Source organism: Sphingomonas bacterium (assembly GCF_028289855.1).
In the GTDB taxonomy this organism is placed as follows: Bacteria; Pseudomonadota; Alphaproteobacteria; order Sphingomonadales; family Sphingomonadaceae; genus Sphingomonas.
In genome coordinates, this window is the sequence record NZ_JAQGKZ010000085.1 from 1 (window position 1) to 13389 (window position 13389).

The 13389-nt window shown below is 64.3% G+C and carries 17 protein-coding genes; 7 read left to right on the plus strand and 10 right to left on the minus strand.

The genetic code is table 11. The features are described from left to right. The 5 genes from chrA to JWM94_RS09990 all read right to left on the minus strand — a co-directional run. Nucleotides 1-988, minus strand: a 988-nt coding sequence (chrA, locus tag JWM94_RS09970) for a chromate efflux transporter (protein WP_299425900.1), incomplete at its 3' end; no start/stop codon positions are given. A gap of 57 nt (nt 989-1045) precedes the next feature. Beyond that, a complete protein-coding gene (gene arsC / locus JWM94_RS09975) occupies nt 1046-1462 on the minus strand; it encodes an arsenate reductase (glutaredoxin) (protein WP_299425903.1) in 417 nt (138 codons plus the stop codon). Beyond that, a complete protein-coding gene (locus tag JWM94_RS09980) occupies nt 1459-2124 on the minus strand; it encodes an MIP/aquaporin family protein (protein ID WP_299425906.1) in 666 nt (221 codons plus the stop codon). Before JWM94_RS09980 ends, arsC begins: the two co-directional genes overlap by 4 nt. Next, nucleotides 2121-2456: a helix-turn-helix transcriptional regulator gene (locus JWM94_RS09985; RefSeq protein ID WP_299425909.1), complete on the minus strand. Its 336-nt coding sequence runs from the start codon at nt 2454-2456 to the stop codon at nt 2121-2123. Before JWM94_RS09985 ends, JWM94_RS09980 begins: the two co-directional genes overlap by 4 nt. Nucleotides 2457-2578: 122 nt before the next feature. After that, entirely contained in the window at nt 2579-2860 is a 282-nt protein-coding gene (locus tag JWM94_RS09990; protein WP_299425913.1) for a hypothetical protein, read from the minus strand. A gap of 248 nt (nt 2861-3108) precedes the next feature. On the opposite strand from JWM94_RS09990, the gene JWM94_RS09995 reads away from it, so the two are divergent. After that, nucleotides 3109-3915, plus strand: a complete 807-nt coding sequence (locus tag JWM94_RS09995) for a hypothetical protein (RefSeq protein WP_299425916.1) — start codon at nt 3109-3111, stop codon at nt 3913-3915. 25 nt (nt 3916-3940) lie between these two features. Next, complete coding sequence (locus JWM94_RS10000; RefSeq protein ID WP_299425919.1) at nt 3941-5401, plus strand: caspase family protein; 1461 nt, start codon at nt 3941-3943, stop codon at nt 5399-5401. On the opposite strand, the gene JWM94_RS10005 is transcribed toward JWM94_RS10000, so the two are convergent. Both JWM94_RS10005 and JWM94_RS10010 read right to left on the minus strand, forming a co-directional pair. Next, the gene (locus JWM94_RS10005; protein WP_299425922.1) at nt 5398-6441 is read right to left on the minus strand and encodes a hypothetical protein; all 1044 of its coding nucleotides are present in this window, start codon (nt 6439-6441) and stop codon (nt 5398-5400) included. The genes JWM94_RS10000 and JWM94_RS10005 overlap by 4 nt on opposite strands. A gap of 33 nt (nt 6442-6474) precedes the next feature. Beyond that, nucleotides 6475-6828, minus strand: coding sequence for a hypothetical protein (locus JWM94_RS10010; RefSeq protein ID WP_299425925.1), 354 nt, complete (start codon nt 6826-6828; stop codon nt 6475-6477). A gap of 314 nt (nt 6829-7142) precedes the next feature. Here JWM94_RS10010 and JWM94_RS10015 point away from each other — a divergent pair, with 314 nt between their 5' ends. Beyond that, nucleotides 7143-8243 carry a DUF47 family protein gene (locus JWM94_RS10015; RefSeq protein ID WP_299425948.1) on the plus strand — a complete coding sequence of 367 codons (1101 nt, stop codon included), beginning with the start codon at nt 7143-7145 and terminating at the stop codon, nt 8241-8243. 22 nt (nt 8244-8265) lie between these two features. Continuing rightward, nucleotides 8266-9279 carry an inorganic phosphate transporter gene (locus JWM94_RS10020; RefSeq protein WP_299425928.1) on the plus strand — a complete coding sequence of 338 codons (1014 nt, stop codon included), beginning with the start codon at nt 8266-8268 and terminating at the stop codon, nt 9277-9279. Between the two features lie 112 nt (nt 9280-9391). Here the strand turns inward: JWM94_RS10020 and JWM94_RS10025 are convergent, their stop codons facing one another. The 3 genes from JWM94_RS10025 to JWM94_RS10035 form a co-directional block, all read right to left on the minus strand. Beyond that, nucleotides 9392-10171: a hypothetical protein gene (locus JWM94_RS10025; RefSeq protein ID WP_299425931.1), complete on the minus strand. Its 780-nt coding sequence runs from the start codon at nt 10169-10171 to the stop codon at nt 9392-9394. Between the two features lie 86 nt (nt 10172-10257). Continuing rightward, nucleotides 10258-10650, minus strand: a complete 393-nt coding sequence (locus JWM94_RS10030) for a Fic family protein (RefSeq protein WP_299425934.1) — start codon at nt 10648-10650, stop codon at nt 10258-10260. Continuing rightward, nucleotides 10647-10781, minus strand: a complete 135-nt coding sequence (locus JWM94_RS10035) for a hypothetical protein (protein WP_299425936.1) — start codon at nt 10779-10781, stop codon at nt 10647-10649. Before JWM94_RS10035 ends, JWM94_RS10030 begins: the two co-directional genes overlap by 4 nt. 192 nt (nt 10782-10973) lie before the next feature. On the opposite strand from JWM94_RS10035, the gene JWM94_RS10040 reads away from it, so the two are divergent. The 3 genes from JWM94_RS10040 to JWM94_RS10050 form a co-directional block, all read left to right on the plus strand. Next, a complete protein-coding gene (locus tag JWM94_RS10040; RefSeq protein ID WP_299425939.1) occupies nt 10974-11705 on the plus strand; it encodes a hypothetical protein in 732 nt (243 codons plus the stop codon). 49 nt (nt 11706-11754) lie between these two features. Then, nucleotides 11755-12402, plus strand: coding sequence for a hypothetical protein (locus tag JWM94_RS10045; protein ID WP_299425942.1), 648 nt, complete (start codon nt 11755-11757; stop codon nt 12400-12402). A 188-nt stretch (nt 12403-12590) separates the two neighbouring features. Continuing rightward, nucleotides 12591-13389: aconitase family protein (locus JWM94_RS10050; RefSeq protein ID WP_299425945.1), on the plus strand; the 799-nt coding region annotated here is incomplete at its 3' end.

Here is a 13389-nt window from a genome sequence, read left to right on the forward strand (position 1 = left end):
CGGGATGACGATAAGCCCCGAGGAAGCCGACGAACTGGAGCACCATGATAAGCGGACCCGGCGTCGTTTCCGCCATGCCCAGCCCGTCGAGCATCTCGCCGGGCGTAAGCCAGTGATAGGATTGCACAGCCTCCTGCGCGACATAGGCGAGCACGGCATAGGCGCCGCCGAACGTCACCATCGCCATCGTCGAAAAGAACGTCGCGATCTGGCTGAACACGTTGCCGGAACCGAGCAGCGCCAGCAGCACCGCAACCGGCGCCAGCCACAGTAAGAGCCAGACCAAGGCCACGCGAAGTGATTGCCTAAACGACGGATTGGCATGGTCGGGCAGCTCTTCGCCGAGCAGGGTATCGGCGTCGGCGATCACTGCGCCGCCGCTCGATCCGTGGCCGCCGCCGGCCTTGAACGCGGCGACCCCGCGCCGCCCGCCGATGAAGCCGATCAGCCCGGCCGCCAGCACGATCGCCGGAAACGGAACGCCGACGAAGAAAATCGCAACGAACGCCACACCGGCGATCAGCCGCATCGTCGTGTTGCGGAGCGCACGCTTGCCGATCCGCATCACCGCCTGGAGCACGATCGCCAGCACCGCCGCCTTGAGCCCGAAGAACAGGGCCGAGACGATGCCGAGCTTGCCGTACAGAACGTACACCCAGCTCAGCGCCATGATCGATATCGCGCCGGGCAAAACGAACAATACCCCGGCGACGATCCCGCCGCGCGTCTTGTGCAGCAGCCAGCCGATATAGGTGGCGAGTTGCTGCGCCTCGGGCCCCGGCAACAGCATGCAATAATTGAGCGCGTGGAGGAATCGGTGCTCGCCGATCCAGCGTTTCTCCTCGACCAGGATGCGGTGCATCACCGCAATCTGTCCCGCCGGGCCGCCGAACGACAGCGCCGCGATTCTAAGCCAGACCCAGAATGCCGCGCCCAGCGTCACGGGGCCGGGCCGCTGGGGCATCGCATCGGCGGTGATCGCGGTCATCGCCGATCTATCGCGGGAAACCGCTCAGCCGTCAGCAAACCGTTTCTAACCGCATCGTTATCGCACCTTGTGCACCAACGCGCCGTCTCCCTTGACGAAATCGTCCGGGACACGGTCGAGCAAGTCAAGGACGGCTTCGGACGGCCGGCACAGCCTGGTGCCCCTTGGGCTCACCACGATCGGGCGATTCACGAGGATGGGATGCGCCAGCATCGCTTCGATGATCGCATCGTCGCTCACGCCCGGATCGAGCAGGCCCAACGCGGCCGCTGGCGTACCCTTGTCGCGCAGCACGTCGCGCGGCTTCGCGCCCATCGCGGCCAGCAGCCCGGTCAACAGCGGTCGCGTCCAGCCGACGGTCCGATACTCGACGACAGTCGGCGCGTAGCCGGCGGATTCGATCATCGCGAGCGCGTTGCGTGAGGTGCCGCAATCGGGGTTATGATAGATCGTGATCGCAAAACCGCCGGTCATGCCGGTCGGTCCTGTCGGTAAAGCCAGCCGAAGAACGCCACCGCTGCGACCGCACCGGCCAATTGCGCGACGATGAACAGCGGGGCGGACACCGGCGCGATGCCGGCAAAGGTGTCGGACAGGCTGCGTGCGACGGTGACGGCGGGGTTGGCGAACGAGGTCGAGGCAGTGAACCAGTAAGCCGCGGTGATATAAAGGCCGACGGCCACGGGCGTGAAGTCGGGTCGCCACCGCTGCGTGCCGATGATCGTCCCGATCAATCCGAACGTCGCGACGAATTCCGAAAGGCCCTGGCTCGGTCCGGCGCGCAGCTTGCTCGACACTTGCCATATCGGCTCAGCGAACATGGCGTGCGCCGCCCACACGCCGAGGATCGCTCCGATGCCTTGCGCGACGACATACGCCGCCGCCGTCCGGCCGGCGATATCGCGCCGTAGCAACATCGCCAGCGTCACCGCCGGGTTGAGATGCGCGCCCGAAACCGGTCCGAACATATGGATCAGCACGACCAGACCCGCGCCGGTGGCGATCGTGTTGCCGAGCAACGCGATCGCGTCATTCCCCTGCGCCAGCCGCTCGCCCATGATGCCGGACCCGATCACGATCGCCAGCAACAAGGCGGTGCAGAGCAATTCGGCGGCAAGGCGCCGCGACAGCGTCATCGCACCTGCTCGCCGCACGGACTGGCGAACGGCGCGCAAATCTCCGGGCGCCCGGCGCAACAATCGTCGACCAGAAAGCCGAGCAGGTCGCGCATCCGGTCGTAATCGGCCGAATAGATGATCGACCGGCCCTCGCGCCGCGACCGCACCAATCCGGCATGATCGAGGATCGTCAGGTGCGACGACAATGTGTTGGGCAACGCGCCGATCTCGCGCGCGATCTCGCCCGCCGGCATGCCCTCCGGCCCCGCGCGAACCAGCAGCCGGAACACGGCCAGCCGGCTGGCATGCGCCAGCGCGGACAGCGCCTCCACCGCAGTCGGTAATTGCATCGACAAGACTCCGGCTAGATCGATATTTCGACTATCGCCGAAATATCGATCTAGCAAGCGCCAGAATGTGAATATCGTCCGTCAGAGAGAGAACGGGCTTTGCACGGTACTGAGATTGACGATCATAGGACGATGGCGCCCCGGCTTTGATCTGCGCCGTTGCTGCGGTCGTGCCAGCGGCGCATCGTTTCCTCGATTTCGGCGGGCATCACGTTGCGCTGCGCGCTCCTGATCCAGAACGCGGACCGCTTGGCCAGCGGTTGCGCCAAGTAACCATGCGCCATGATGACGAACGGCCCATGAGCGACTGCAACTGCTTCATTGACTTTCCCAGAGCGTGAGGCGGATGAGTCGCCCGTCGTCCGGCATAATGTCGCCGGCGCGGTCATATCGACTTGGATCATTATTGGCCACTCTCAGAACACGATTCTAATATTTCTTAAGGAACCTCATATAACCCAACATAATACTGCCATTATAGTTCCGCCGACCCCATGTTTATATGGTTCGTTTCGGTTGTTCACTGCAAATGCGCACTCGTCCTGCATCGATCAGGTAGCTTCGCGGTGCGACGGTACAAAAGACTAGAATTCGCGTGATCGCGATAGGGATTCACGATATCGTGCGTCGGGGAAATTTCATGGGGGGAAACATGAACAGACGTCATTTCATCGCGGCAACCGGGGCCACGGCACTTTTGTATCCCGTCCGGGGTCTGGCGCAGACCGACGACCTGACGCGACTTCTGGCGGAAGTCGCGGCCGACCCCTCGATGGTCGAGGATAGCTGGGCCTATCGCGAGCCTTCGGTGACACGCGGTGTCGGGCACGGTACGCCATCGACACGCAAGCTGTCGCAGACCGCGCTCGACATGATCATCGCGTTCGAGGTCGCCAGCCCGGCCGCCTACGAGGCGAAGTATCGCCGCCCGATCTGGCCCAAGGGCCAGTCCGGTGTCACGATCGGCGTCGGATACGACCTGCGCTTCGCCAACCGCGCCTTTATCGACCGCGACTGGCCGATGCTGCCGCAGGCCGACCGCAGCCTGCTCTACACCGTCGCCGGGCTTGGCGGCCTCGCGGCCAAGAATGCGCTGGCGTCGGTGCGCAGCGTCGTCATTCCGTGGGAACCGGCCAGGACACAGTTCATGGCCTTCATTCCCTATCCGACCAAGGACACCGAAAAGGCGTACCCCAATTGTTCCGAGTTGCCCGACGATTGCTTCGGCGCGTTGGTCTCACTGATCTACAATCGCGGTCCCGCGATGTCGCCCAACAGCGTGAAGCGCAAGGAGATGTACCGTATCAAACAGCTGATGGCGGCGCGAAATTTCGCCGACATCCCGGCGCAAATCCGCTCGATGAAACGCATCTGGCAGGGCGATCCCAACGCGCGCGGGCTGCTCCGCCGGCGCGAGGCCGAGGCATTGCTGTTCGAAAAGGGGCTCCGTTCGGCCTGATCGATCGACGAAGGGGGGATTGGGGATGTCGCTCCGCAAGCTCGCGATGCTCGCGATTGCCTTGTTCTGTCTGGGATCGGCGACCCCGCCCCCGCTCCGGATCGCGCTGATCATCGGCAACGGTACGTACGGCCATAACGACCCGCTTCCCAACGCGCTGACCGACGCCAGGGCGGTGGCGGATCGGCTGCGCCGGCTTGGCTTCGACGTGCAGCCCGACACGATCGACCTCGACACCGCGCATTTGAAACCGGCGATCGATGCCTTCACCAAAAAACTGCGCGACGCCGGGCCCAATGTCATCGCGTTCGTCTATTATGCGGGCCACGCCGCGCAGGACGCGTTCGGCAACAATTATCTGGTGCCGACCGACGCCGATGCGAAAACGCCGGCCGACATGCAGCGCGAGGGCGTTCCCGTCCCGGACTTGCTGCAGGCGATGGAGGAAGCGAACAACGACGTGAACATCCTGGTGCTCGACGCGTGCCGCGACTGGTACGAGGACGACCGCACCCCAAGCGACCCCCGTGGGCTCCACGACATGGGCCTGCACGGCAGCGTGTTGATCGCATTCGCGACGCGCGCCGACGCGACGGCTGACGAAGGCCCCGGCTTGACCAGTAGCCCCTATTCGCACCGCCTGATCGAGGCGCTCGACAAACAGCCGAGCGATTCGGTCGTGTCGTTGTTCGACGACGTCCAGTCGCGCGTTTATACCGACACCGACACGCTGCAAATGCCGATGTATATCAACGGGCTGGTACGCGCCGGGCGTTGGGCGTTTTCGAGCGGCGCACTGGCGGAAGTGCGTGATACGCCGCGACCCGCGGTGGTCTGGGCGGCCACCTCGCCGTTTCTCCAATCGCTCGACCGCAAACAATTGCTCCAGTTTGCGCACGGCAAGGAGTCGTTCGTCGACGTCTTGCTCAAGCGCCGCGACTTGCTGGAAAAATATCAGATCAACACGCCTAAGCGGCTTGCCTATTTTCTTGCCTCAGTCGGATACGAAAGCGCGGGTTTCCAGCAGCAGACCGAAAAGTTCGGCTATTCGGCCGCCATGCTGCGCCGGATATTCTCTTCCCGCATCACGTCGCTCGCCATGGCGGAGGGACTCGTCGGCAAACCCGAAGCGGTCGCCAACGTCGTCTATGCCAACCGCTTCGCGAATGGTCCGCCTGCAAGCGGCGACGGCTGGCGCTATCGCGGGCGCGGGCTGTTCTTCATCACCGGGCGATACAATTATGCGCGCTATGGTCGGGAAGTGGGTGTCGATCTGATCGCATCCCCGGATCTCGCCAACGATCTCGAGATCGGGCTGGCGATCGCTGGCGCGGTGTGGCGCGACGCGCGAGGCAATGATGCCGCCGATCGCGACGACCTTGCGCTGGCCGCGCGGCGGTTCCTCGGGACCAGCAACATCCGCAATCTGCCGGAGCGTAACGTCTGGCTGAGCCAAGCCAAGCGCGCGTTGAACTTGACAAACTAGCCCGCCGGGCGCTCGCACACCCCGTCTCGTACTCCGCTGACGCTGCCGACGCCCAGCACGATCTTGGCGCGGCGCTCGAACGCCAGCGCTTGCCAGCGCCCCGAATTGCCGATCGCGGTGCGGCTGCGCAAAAAAGTCAGGCTCATCAATTCGTATTGCTCGGGATCGACGCGCCCGGCGTCGATCAGGCAATTCCACGCCGCGACGTTCCAGGGGGCGTCGCGCGAAATGCCGTCCTGATCGATCGTCCGCGCCAGCGCGCCGTACCAGTCGATGATCGCGCGCAGCCGGGGCCAGCGATCGGCCTCGGGCATTACCGCCAGCTTGGCGCGCAGCCTCGCGATATCCTCGTCGCCTGGCAGGAACCCCTGCTGCACGCGCGTGTCGATCGCCCAACGCACCTTGCGCGGCGTCATCGGGCCATTGGGGAACACCCGCAACAGATCGAGACGCACCTTGTCGAGCAAGGCGATATAGGTGTCGGTCTGGACCTGCAGCATCGCGTCGCTTTCGAAGATCGCGGTCAGTTCGGCGGCGAATACCGGGTCGAGCTTGCCCTTGGCATCCTCGGCGGCAAGGATCGCGGCGCGGCATTTGTCCGCGACCGGCACCGCCAGGCACTCCTTCGAGAACAGCAACTTGCCATAGACCGGCGCCAGCGCCTTGCGCGCGCGCTTGAAATCGCGGCGGTGGCGGAACCGGTCGCGCCACGCCGCCAGCACCGGCGGCAGGCTGCCCGTGCCGAAATTCCACTGCGCCATCCCGACCGAGATCAGCTGGCTGTCGAAATTGCCCGTCGGCATCGCCCAACATCCCATCGTCTCGGGGATCGAAGTCTCCGCCATCCGCTCGAACACGCCCGTGCGGTCGAGCCCGATCTCCGCGAGGCGCGCCGCAGCGGCGGGGTCGATGCGGATGCTGGGCGTGTCCGCGACGCGACGGCACGGCGGCGGTTGAGGGGCAGCGTCCTGGGCGTGTGCGGGGAAAACCGCCAAGGGCAACAGGATCGCGATCGACCAGCGCAGGCGGCAATATCGCACAGGAGTGCCCCAATCAGATAGGATTGCCTTATCTCAGTGCGGAAGCAACACGCCTGCGCCGTCGGCACGAAGTTGTGGAATGAGTGCGAGATGCTGGGGAGCCGGCCGAAAGGCAAAAACCCGATCGCCCAGATCATCGATCCCGATACGAAAGGACATGGACGGTGCCGCCCGGACGTGAGCGCACAGCCCGTCGTCATCCTCCTCCACGCAAATTCCGGCGCCGACCCCGTCGGGATAGAAAAATGCGATAAGGTCACCATCCGCGATGCCGTCTGCGCTGCCGCGAAGCCTGAAGCTGGCACCATCTTTCAGGCGCCCGTCGAAATCCGCGGCCAGCATGCGCGCATGCCCGTATGCACCACGAACTTTCAGCAAACGTGCCATATCGTCCTCCCCCTCGACCTTACGTCCTACCTCCACATCAATCCAGCGCCGATCCGCCCGCCGCGCAATGCCGAGCGAGCAACATTGCAGGATATCCCGGTCACCGGGCGCGACGTGGGCATAAATCCCGCGTCTTCGTCGGACGCGCCGGCCGCGCTGGCGCGTCTCGCAACCAGCTGCACTGCTCGCGTGCGCGCTGCGCGTTTCACAGCACTGTCATATTAGCGCAATAGAGCCGTCGTGCCGTGCCGCCCGCTTATGGGGATTCGCGGGACCACGCGCCGGGGAGCCATTTCATTCGTCAGATCGCCGCCTTGCCCTATCGCACCGACGGAACCGCGGTGGATGCGGCGGTGCGCGTGCTGCTGATCACCTCCCGCGAAAACAAGCGCTGGGTGATCCCCAAGGGCAACCCCGCCAGCGGCCTGTCGGCGCATGCCGCCGCCGCGCTGGAGGCCGACGAAGAGGCCGGCGTGCGCGGGCTGATCTGCCCCACCCCGCTCGGCAGCTATCGCTACCGCAAGCGCCAGCGCAACGGCGCGTCGCTGATGGTCGATGTCGATGTGTTCCCGCTCGCCGTCAATCGCGAGCTCGAGCATTGGAAGGAACAAGGTCAGCGCGAGCGCCGCTGGGTCAGCCTCAACGACGCCGCCGAGATGGTCGAGGAAGCCGATCTCGCCGACCTCATCCGTTCGTTCGGCCCGTCCGAATTCAAGGCCGCGACCAAGCGGCTCGGCGTGATCGCCGCTACTCAATCGAGGATCAGTCCCATGTTCGCCTGGTTTCAGCGCCTGTTGCCCAAGCAGGGCAATTTCTTCGACCTGTTCGAGGCGCACGCGGTCACCATCGTCAGCGCGGCCGACGCGATGGCGCGGCTGGTCGAGGACGACAGCAAGCCCGCCGACCATATCCGCGAAGTGATCGAGCGCGAGCACGACGCCGACAACATCACGCGGCAAGTGCTCAAGACCGTGCGCGAGACCTTCCTGACGCCGTTCGACCGCGGCGCGATCACCAGCCTGATCGGCTCGATGGACGACACGATCGACGAGATGCAGGCCGCCGTCCAGGCGATGGACCTGTACGAAGTGCGCGTGTTCGAACAGGAAATGAAGGACATGGCGGCGATCATCGTCGACGCCGCGCGGCTGACCGCGGAGGCGATGCCGCTGCTCCGCGACGTCGGCGGCAACGGCGCGCGGCTCCACGAACTGACCGAGCGGGTGGTGCGGATGGAAAGCCATGCCGACGAGATCCACACCGCCGGGCTGAAGCGCATGTTCAAGCAATACGCGTCGACCGACACGGTCCGCTTCATGGTCGCACGCGAGGTGTTCAAGCATCTCGAGCGCGTAGTCGACGCGTTCGAGGACGTCGCGAACGAGATCGACGGCATCGTCATCGATCACGCCTGAACGATCAGCGAAGGCTCATCCGATGCATGAACTCGCCCTCCCCCTGCTGATCGGGCTGATCGTCGTCGCGCTGGCGTTCGATTTCCTCAACGGGCTGCACGACGCCGCGAATTCGATCGCGACGGTGGTCTCCACGCGGCTGCTCAAGCCCGTCCATGCGGTGATCTTCGCGGGCGTGTTCAATTTCGCCGCCTACTTCCTGACGATCGCCTTCCCGAGCTTGCACAAGGTTGCGGAAACGATCGGCAAGGGGCTGATCGACAAGGATTTGATCACCCCCGCCGTGGTGTTCGGCGCGTTGGTCGGGGCGATGTTCTGGAACGTCGTCACCTGGCTGAAAGGCATCCCCTCGTCGTCGAGCCACGCGCTGGTCGGCGGGCTGGTCGGTGCGGGCGTCGCGCATGCCGGGATCGGCGGGATCCAGTGGACGGGCCTCAACAAGACCTTGCTGTTCATCGTCGTCTCGCCGCTGCTCGGGATGATCGTGTCGATGGCGATCATGCTGCTGACCAGCTGGCTGTTTTCGCGGTCGAGCAACACCGGCGCGGAAAAGTCGTTCCGCGTGCTCCACCTGATCTCCGCCGGCACGCTGTCGCTCAGCCACGGGCTCAACGACGCGCAAAAGACGATGGGGATCATCACCGTCCTGCTCTTTTCGACCGGCTGGCTCCACGGCAAGTTCGAAGTGCCGCACTGGGTCGCGATCAGTTGCTATATCGCGATGGGCGTGGGCACGCTGGCGGGCGGGTGGAAGATCATCGAGACGATGGGCAGCCGCATCACCAAGCTGTCGCAGCACCAGGGCTTCAGCGCCTCGGCGGGCGGCACGATCACGCTGATGACCGCCAGCCTGCTCGGCATCCCCGTCTCCACCACGCACACGATCACCGGCTGCGTGATCGGCGCGGGCGTCGCGCGGCGCGCGAGCGCGGTGCGCTGGGGCGTGGCGCAGAACGTGGTGATGGCGTGGGTGATCACGATCCCCGCCAGCGCCGCGGTGGGCGCGGCGTTCTATGGGATTACGACGCTGTTCTAGTCGCGGATGCCCGGCGCGAAGTGAATTCGCGCCGTCGGTCGGCGCTGGCAGCGCCGCCGGCCGGACGCAGCTTGAGCCGGGATTTAGCTTCGCTAAATCCGCCGCCGCCGCGTCAGGGAATCTTCCCTTCCGCGAGCAACCGCTCCGCCTCCCCCGCCCGCCGTTCCAGGTCGTATCGATCCAGGTTGCTCAGCTTCTCCAGGATCGAATCGCGCACCTCGTCCAGTGTGCGCGGCCGTTGCCACGGCTTTAGCTTCGGTTCCGGCGTGGCGGCCGCCGCCGCCGCCGCCTCGCCCGCGATCCGCTTGCGCTGGGCGGCGAGCAAGTCCTTGAGTAGCCCGTCCGAATAGCGCCGCCGCGTGCCGACCACCCTGCCGGCATGCCACACCGGCTCCTCGATCCCGCTCACGCCGCGCTCGGCCGCGGCCTGTTCGAGCGTCGCCAGCGACAGGCCCAGCGCGCGGTCGCACGCCGCCGCGAACGACGGATAGCGCGCCCGCATCCGCCGCACCGCCGTCGCCGACAGCCGGACGCGCCGGCACGCCTCCGCATACGCGCCCGTCTCGCTCAGCGCGCGCAGGAAGGCGCGCTGGCGCAGCGGGGTCAGCCCGTCAAAGCGCTCGCGATTGGGCATCGCGCGCGCCTCGTCCAGCGCCACGGCTGCGCGCGCATCGTCGTCGGTCCCGGCCAGATTGGCGGCGCGCCATTGGTCGAGCATGTCGTCCCACCGCGCGGCAAAACCGGCATCGCGATCGCGCCGCTTATAGGCGCTGGCGACCGACCGCCCGATCTCCGCCGCCGCGCGCGTTGCCGCGCCGTGAAAACGCAGCGCCATGAAGAATGCGGTGCAGGTGTCCGCCGTCCAGTGCGTGTAGGCGCGGGGTTTGGGCATGGCATGCTCCTGTCCGTCGAAAAGGAGCCAGCCATTTATCGCATCGGCACTCTTGTAGGACAGAAGAAAATGCGGACGCCGACCGCCTATCGCTCCACCACATGCCGGTCGATCGCCGCGGCATATTCCTCTTCCGACAGTTCATGCTCGATCAGCGCGATCAACAGCTCGGCAAGCGCCGCGTCGTCGGGATCGCGAAACGTATACCCGTTGATCCACAGGAAGCGGAACAGCGCCGCTTGCGCGGTGCGCTTGTTGGCCTGCTGACACGGATGGTTCTGCGGGATCGAAGCGGCGAGCGCGCAGCCGAGCGCCACGACATCCTCGACCCCGCCGATATCGCGCACCTGGCGCGGGCGGTGAACCGCGCTGTCGAGCATATCGGGATGGAGCAGCAGATGCGGCTTGCCGGTGTCCTCGACGGTCAGGCGGTTGAACTCGACCAGCTCGTCGGCATCAATCCACGCCGGTTCGCTCACTCAGCGAGCTTGGCCATCACCGTGGGATACAGCTCCTTGGCCTGCTTGTGCGCAGTGGCGGGATCGAATTTTTCGCCGGTCGGCCGCGCCTTGCGGACAGGGCGAGGATCGGGCTTGCGCAACGCAACCATCGTCAGCTCCTGTGTTATCGATACCGAATATCGGTGTGCGAGGGTTAATAGTCAACGTCACGGCGGCCGCAGGATTTTAGCGCAGCTAAATCCCGGCTTGAGGCGCGCCGGGTCGGCGGCGCTGCGAGCGCCGTCCGACATTTACTCCCGTGTCGCCTTTTCGCGTCCCTGAGGAGGGACTAGACGCCTACAATGGTCGTGCCTGACAATATCACGCGCTTATATGACGGCGAGGAAACATTGCGACAGGAATCGCTGCGGCGTATCGCCGAGATGCCTGGCCTAGCCGCACATCTTGTCATGATTGAGCAGTCCATGAACCTGCTCCAAGCCTTGCTTCCCTCGACGAAGGTCAAGAACGAGGATCAGTTGGTACTCGGTAATTTAGGCATCCGTTGCTTTAACGCTCTTGCCTCTTGTCTGAAGTTAGCACTCTCCGGTTACTATCAGGCATCGGCCTTGCACATCCGAGATTTGCTCGAAACCGCGTTTCTCTTGGACTACTTTTCCACCGATGCCGCCTTGGTGACGCGATGGCGCACAATGTCAGATCGAGAGAGAAAGAAGGCGTTCTCACCTTTCGCTGTGCGGGATGCCCTCGATAAACGCGATGGTTTTACCGGAATGAAGCGCAAGGCAGCGTATGAGCAACTCAGCAAGCTAGCCGGCCACGCTACGCCGGAGGGAGCAATCATGCTTGTGCCTGATCCAAGTGCGAGCGCGGTGCATTGCGGCCCATTCTTAGAAATCACCGCCTTAATGGCTGTTCTCTCGGAAGCCGCGCTTACGGCTGTTCAGGTTGCCGGTTCGTTCAGAATAGTGATGGATACGAAAGGCTCAGAGGCAATAGGTGCACGGGCAAGCTTCCTCCGTGCTCAGACTGCATGGTTGAAACGGTTCTTCGATCGCACAGTCAAAAGTTAGAACATAACTAGAACTAGCGCTAGATCGCAAATTGGCATAGAGTCGCCAAATGGGCCCTACGATAATCGCTGCCTTGTTCGGTCTAATTGGCATCGCACTCGGCGGCGGGATGCGAGCGTGGGAATCCAATTGGGCGAGGCAACGTGAGGCCGAGGGTGTACTTTCAGCGCTCTGCGCTGAAGTGGAAGCAGTTAACAGGCTCGCCGATCACCGAAGCTTTCTTGCTGGCTTTCACCAATGCCGGGCTGCCAACGCAGAGCTGGTAGCGTCGGGCCATGGCGATGGGCCAGGTCAGTGGCTTGTCATTGATCTTACGCATAATTACTTCTCAACATACGAAGCACTCAACTCAAAGCTCGGCCTACTCCATCCTTATTTCGCCGATCGAATTGCCCGCTTCTATACATATGCAAAAGCAGTCACCGAAAACTATCGGGTGGACTCGCCGTTTCACGCCAATCTCACTGCTTCAGCTGCGGTGGAGGCGCTGGACAACGATATTATGCTTCTTCAAACGGTACATATACTCGGCGTGCACATTGCGAGTTTTCGTAAGGCCGACGCTCCAACCGGCGTCGTTGATCCATTCCCAGCTATTGCGGCCGGCGATCAGCAGACCCGAGAGCAGGCGATCGCCAATGCGCGGGAACCCCTGCCTCCCCAAGTAGAGGGGCCTTCAGGGCTACCGGGCGGCTAACAGCTTCTTGCGGGTCGACGGTGCACCGCACCCCCACCCTTCCCCCCACCCCTCCCCCTTGCTACAGCCCGCGCGACTCTCGCATTCGCCCGTCCGGGCGCGCCCGCGCGAGGGGCCGGCGCCACGCCTCAGCCCCCGCCTCCCCGCCGCGCTCCACGACTGGCCGCACATCAGGGGAAAGGACCCGCATGACCGCCATCGGCCAGGATACGCTTCAAACGCGCGACACGCTGACCGCCGGGGGGCAGTCGTACGATTATTTTTCGCTCGCCAAGGCCGCGGCGAAGCTGGGCGACATTTCGCGGCTGCCCTTTTCGATGAAGGTGCTGCTCGAAAATCTGTTGCGGTTCGAGGACGGGGTGACCGTCACGGTCGCGGACGTGCAGGCGCTGATCGACTGGCAGGCTAATCCGGTCGCGCCCGACCGCGAGATCCAGTATCGCCCGGCGCGCGTGCTGATGCAGGATTTCACCGGGGTGCCGTGCGTGGTCGACCTGGCGGCGATGCGCGATGCGATCACCAAGCTGGGCGGCGACGCGGCGAAGATCAATCCGCTGGTGCCGGTGCATCTGGTCATCGATCACTCGGTGATGGTCGACGAATTCGGCACGCCCAAGGCGTTCGCGGACAATGTCGAGCTGGAATATGCGCGCAATTTCGAGCGGTACGAGTTCCTCAAATGGGGGTCGAAGGCGCTCGACAATTTCAGCGTGGTGCCGCCGGGGACGGGGATCTGTCACCAGGTGAACCTCGAATATATCGGCCAGGCGGTGTGGTCGTCGGTGCAGGCCAATGCCGACGGGAGCAAGATCGATGGCGGGCGGATGATCGCCTATCCCGACACTTTGGTCGGGACCGACAGCCATACGACGATGGTCAATGGGCTGGGCGTGCTCGGCTGGGGCGTCGGCGGGATCGAGGCGGAGGCCGCGATGCTGGGGCAGCCGGTGTCGATGCTGATCCCCGAAGTGGTCGGGTTCAAGCTGA

What these genes read in the sequence shown, in the direction of transcription:
- arsC (WP_299425903.1), bottom strand. Translation starts at nt 1,462, where the DNA reads ATGACCGGCGGTTTTGCGATCACGATCTATCATAACCCCGATTGCGGC.
- JWM94_RS09980 (WP_299425906.1), bottom strand. Translation starts at nt 2,124, where the DNA reads ATGACGCTGTCGCGGCGCCTTGCCGCCGAATTGCTCTGCACCGCCTTG.
- JWM94_RS09985 (WP_299425909.1), bottom strand. Translation starts at nt 2,456, where the DNA reads ATGCAATTACCGACTGCGGTGGAGGCGCTGTCCGCGCTGGCGCATGCC.
- JWM94_RS09990 (WP_299425913.1), bottom strand. Translation starts at nt 2,860, where the DNA reads ATGATCCAAGTCGATATGACCGCGCCGGCGACATTATGCCGGACGACG.
- JWM94_RS09995 (WP_299425916.1), top strand. Translation starts at nt 3,109, where the DNA reads ATGAACAGACGTCATTTCATCGCGGCAACCGGGGCCACGGCACTTTTG.
- JWM94_RS10000 (WP_299425919.1), top strand. Translation starts at nt 3,941, where the DNA reads ATGTCGCTCCGCAAGCTCGCGATGCTCGCGATTGCCTTGTTCTGTCTG.
- JWM94_RS10010 (WP_299425925.1), bottom strand. Translation starts at nt 6,828, where the DNA reads ATGGCACGTTTGCTGAAAGTTCGTGGTGCATACGGGCATGCGCGCATG.
- JWM94_RS10020 (WP_299425928.1), top strand. Translation starts at nt 8,266, where the DNA reads ATGCATGAACTCGCCCTCCCCCTGCTGATCGGGCTGATCGTCGTCGCG.
- JWM94_RS10025 (WP_299425931.1), bottom strand. Translation starts at nt 10,171, where the DNA reads ATGCCCAAACCCCGCGCCTACACGCACTGGACGGCGGACACCTGCACC.
- JWM94_RS10035 (WP_299425936.1), bottom strand. Translation starts at nt 10,781, where the DNA reads ATGGTTGCGTTGCGCAAGCCCGATCCTCGCCCTGTCCGCAAGGCGCGG.
- JWM94_RS10040 (WP_299425939.1), top strand. Translation starts at nt 10,974, where the DNA reads ATGGTCGTGCCTGACAATATCACGCGCTTATATGACGGCGAGGAAACA.
- JWM94_RS10045 (WP_299425942.1), top strand. Translation starts at nt 11,755, where the DNA reads ATGGGCCCTACGATAATCGCTGCCTTGTTCGGTCTAATTGGCATCGCA.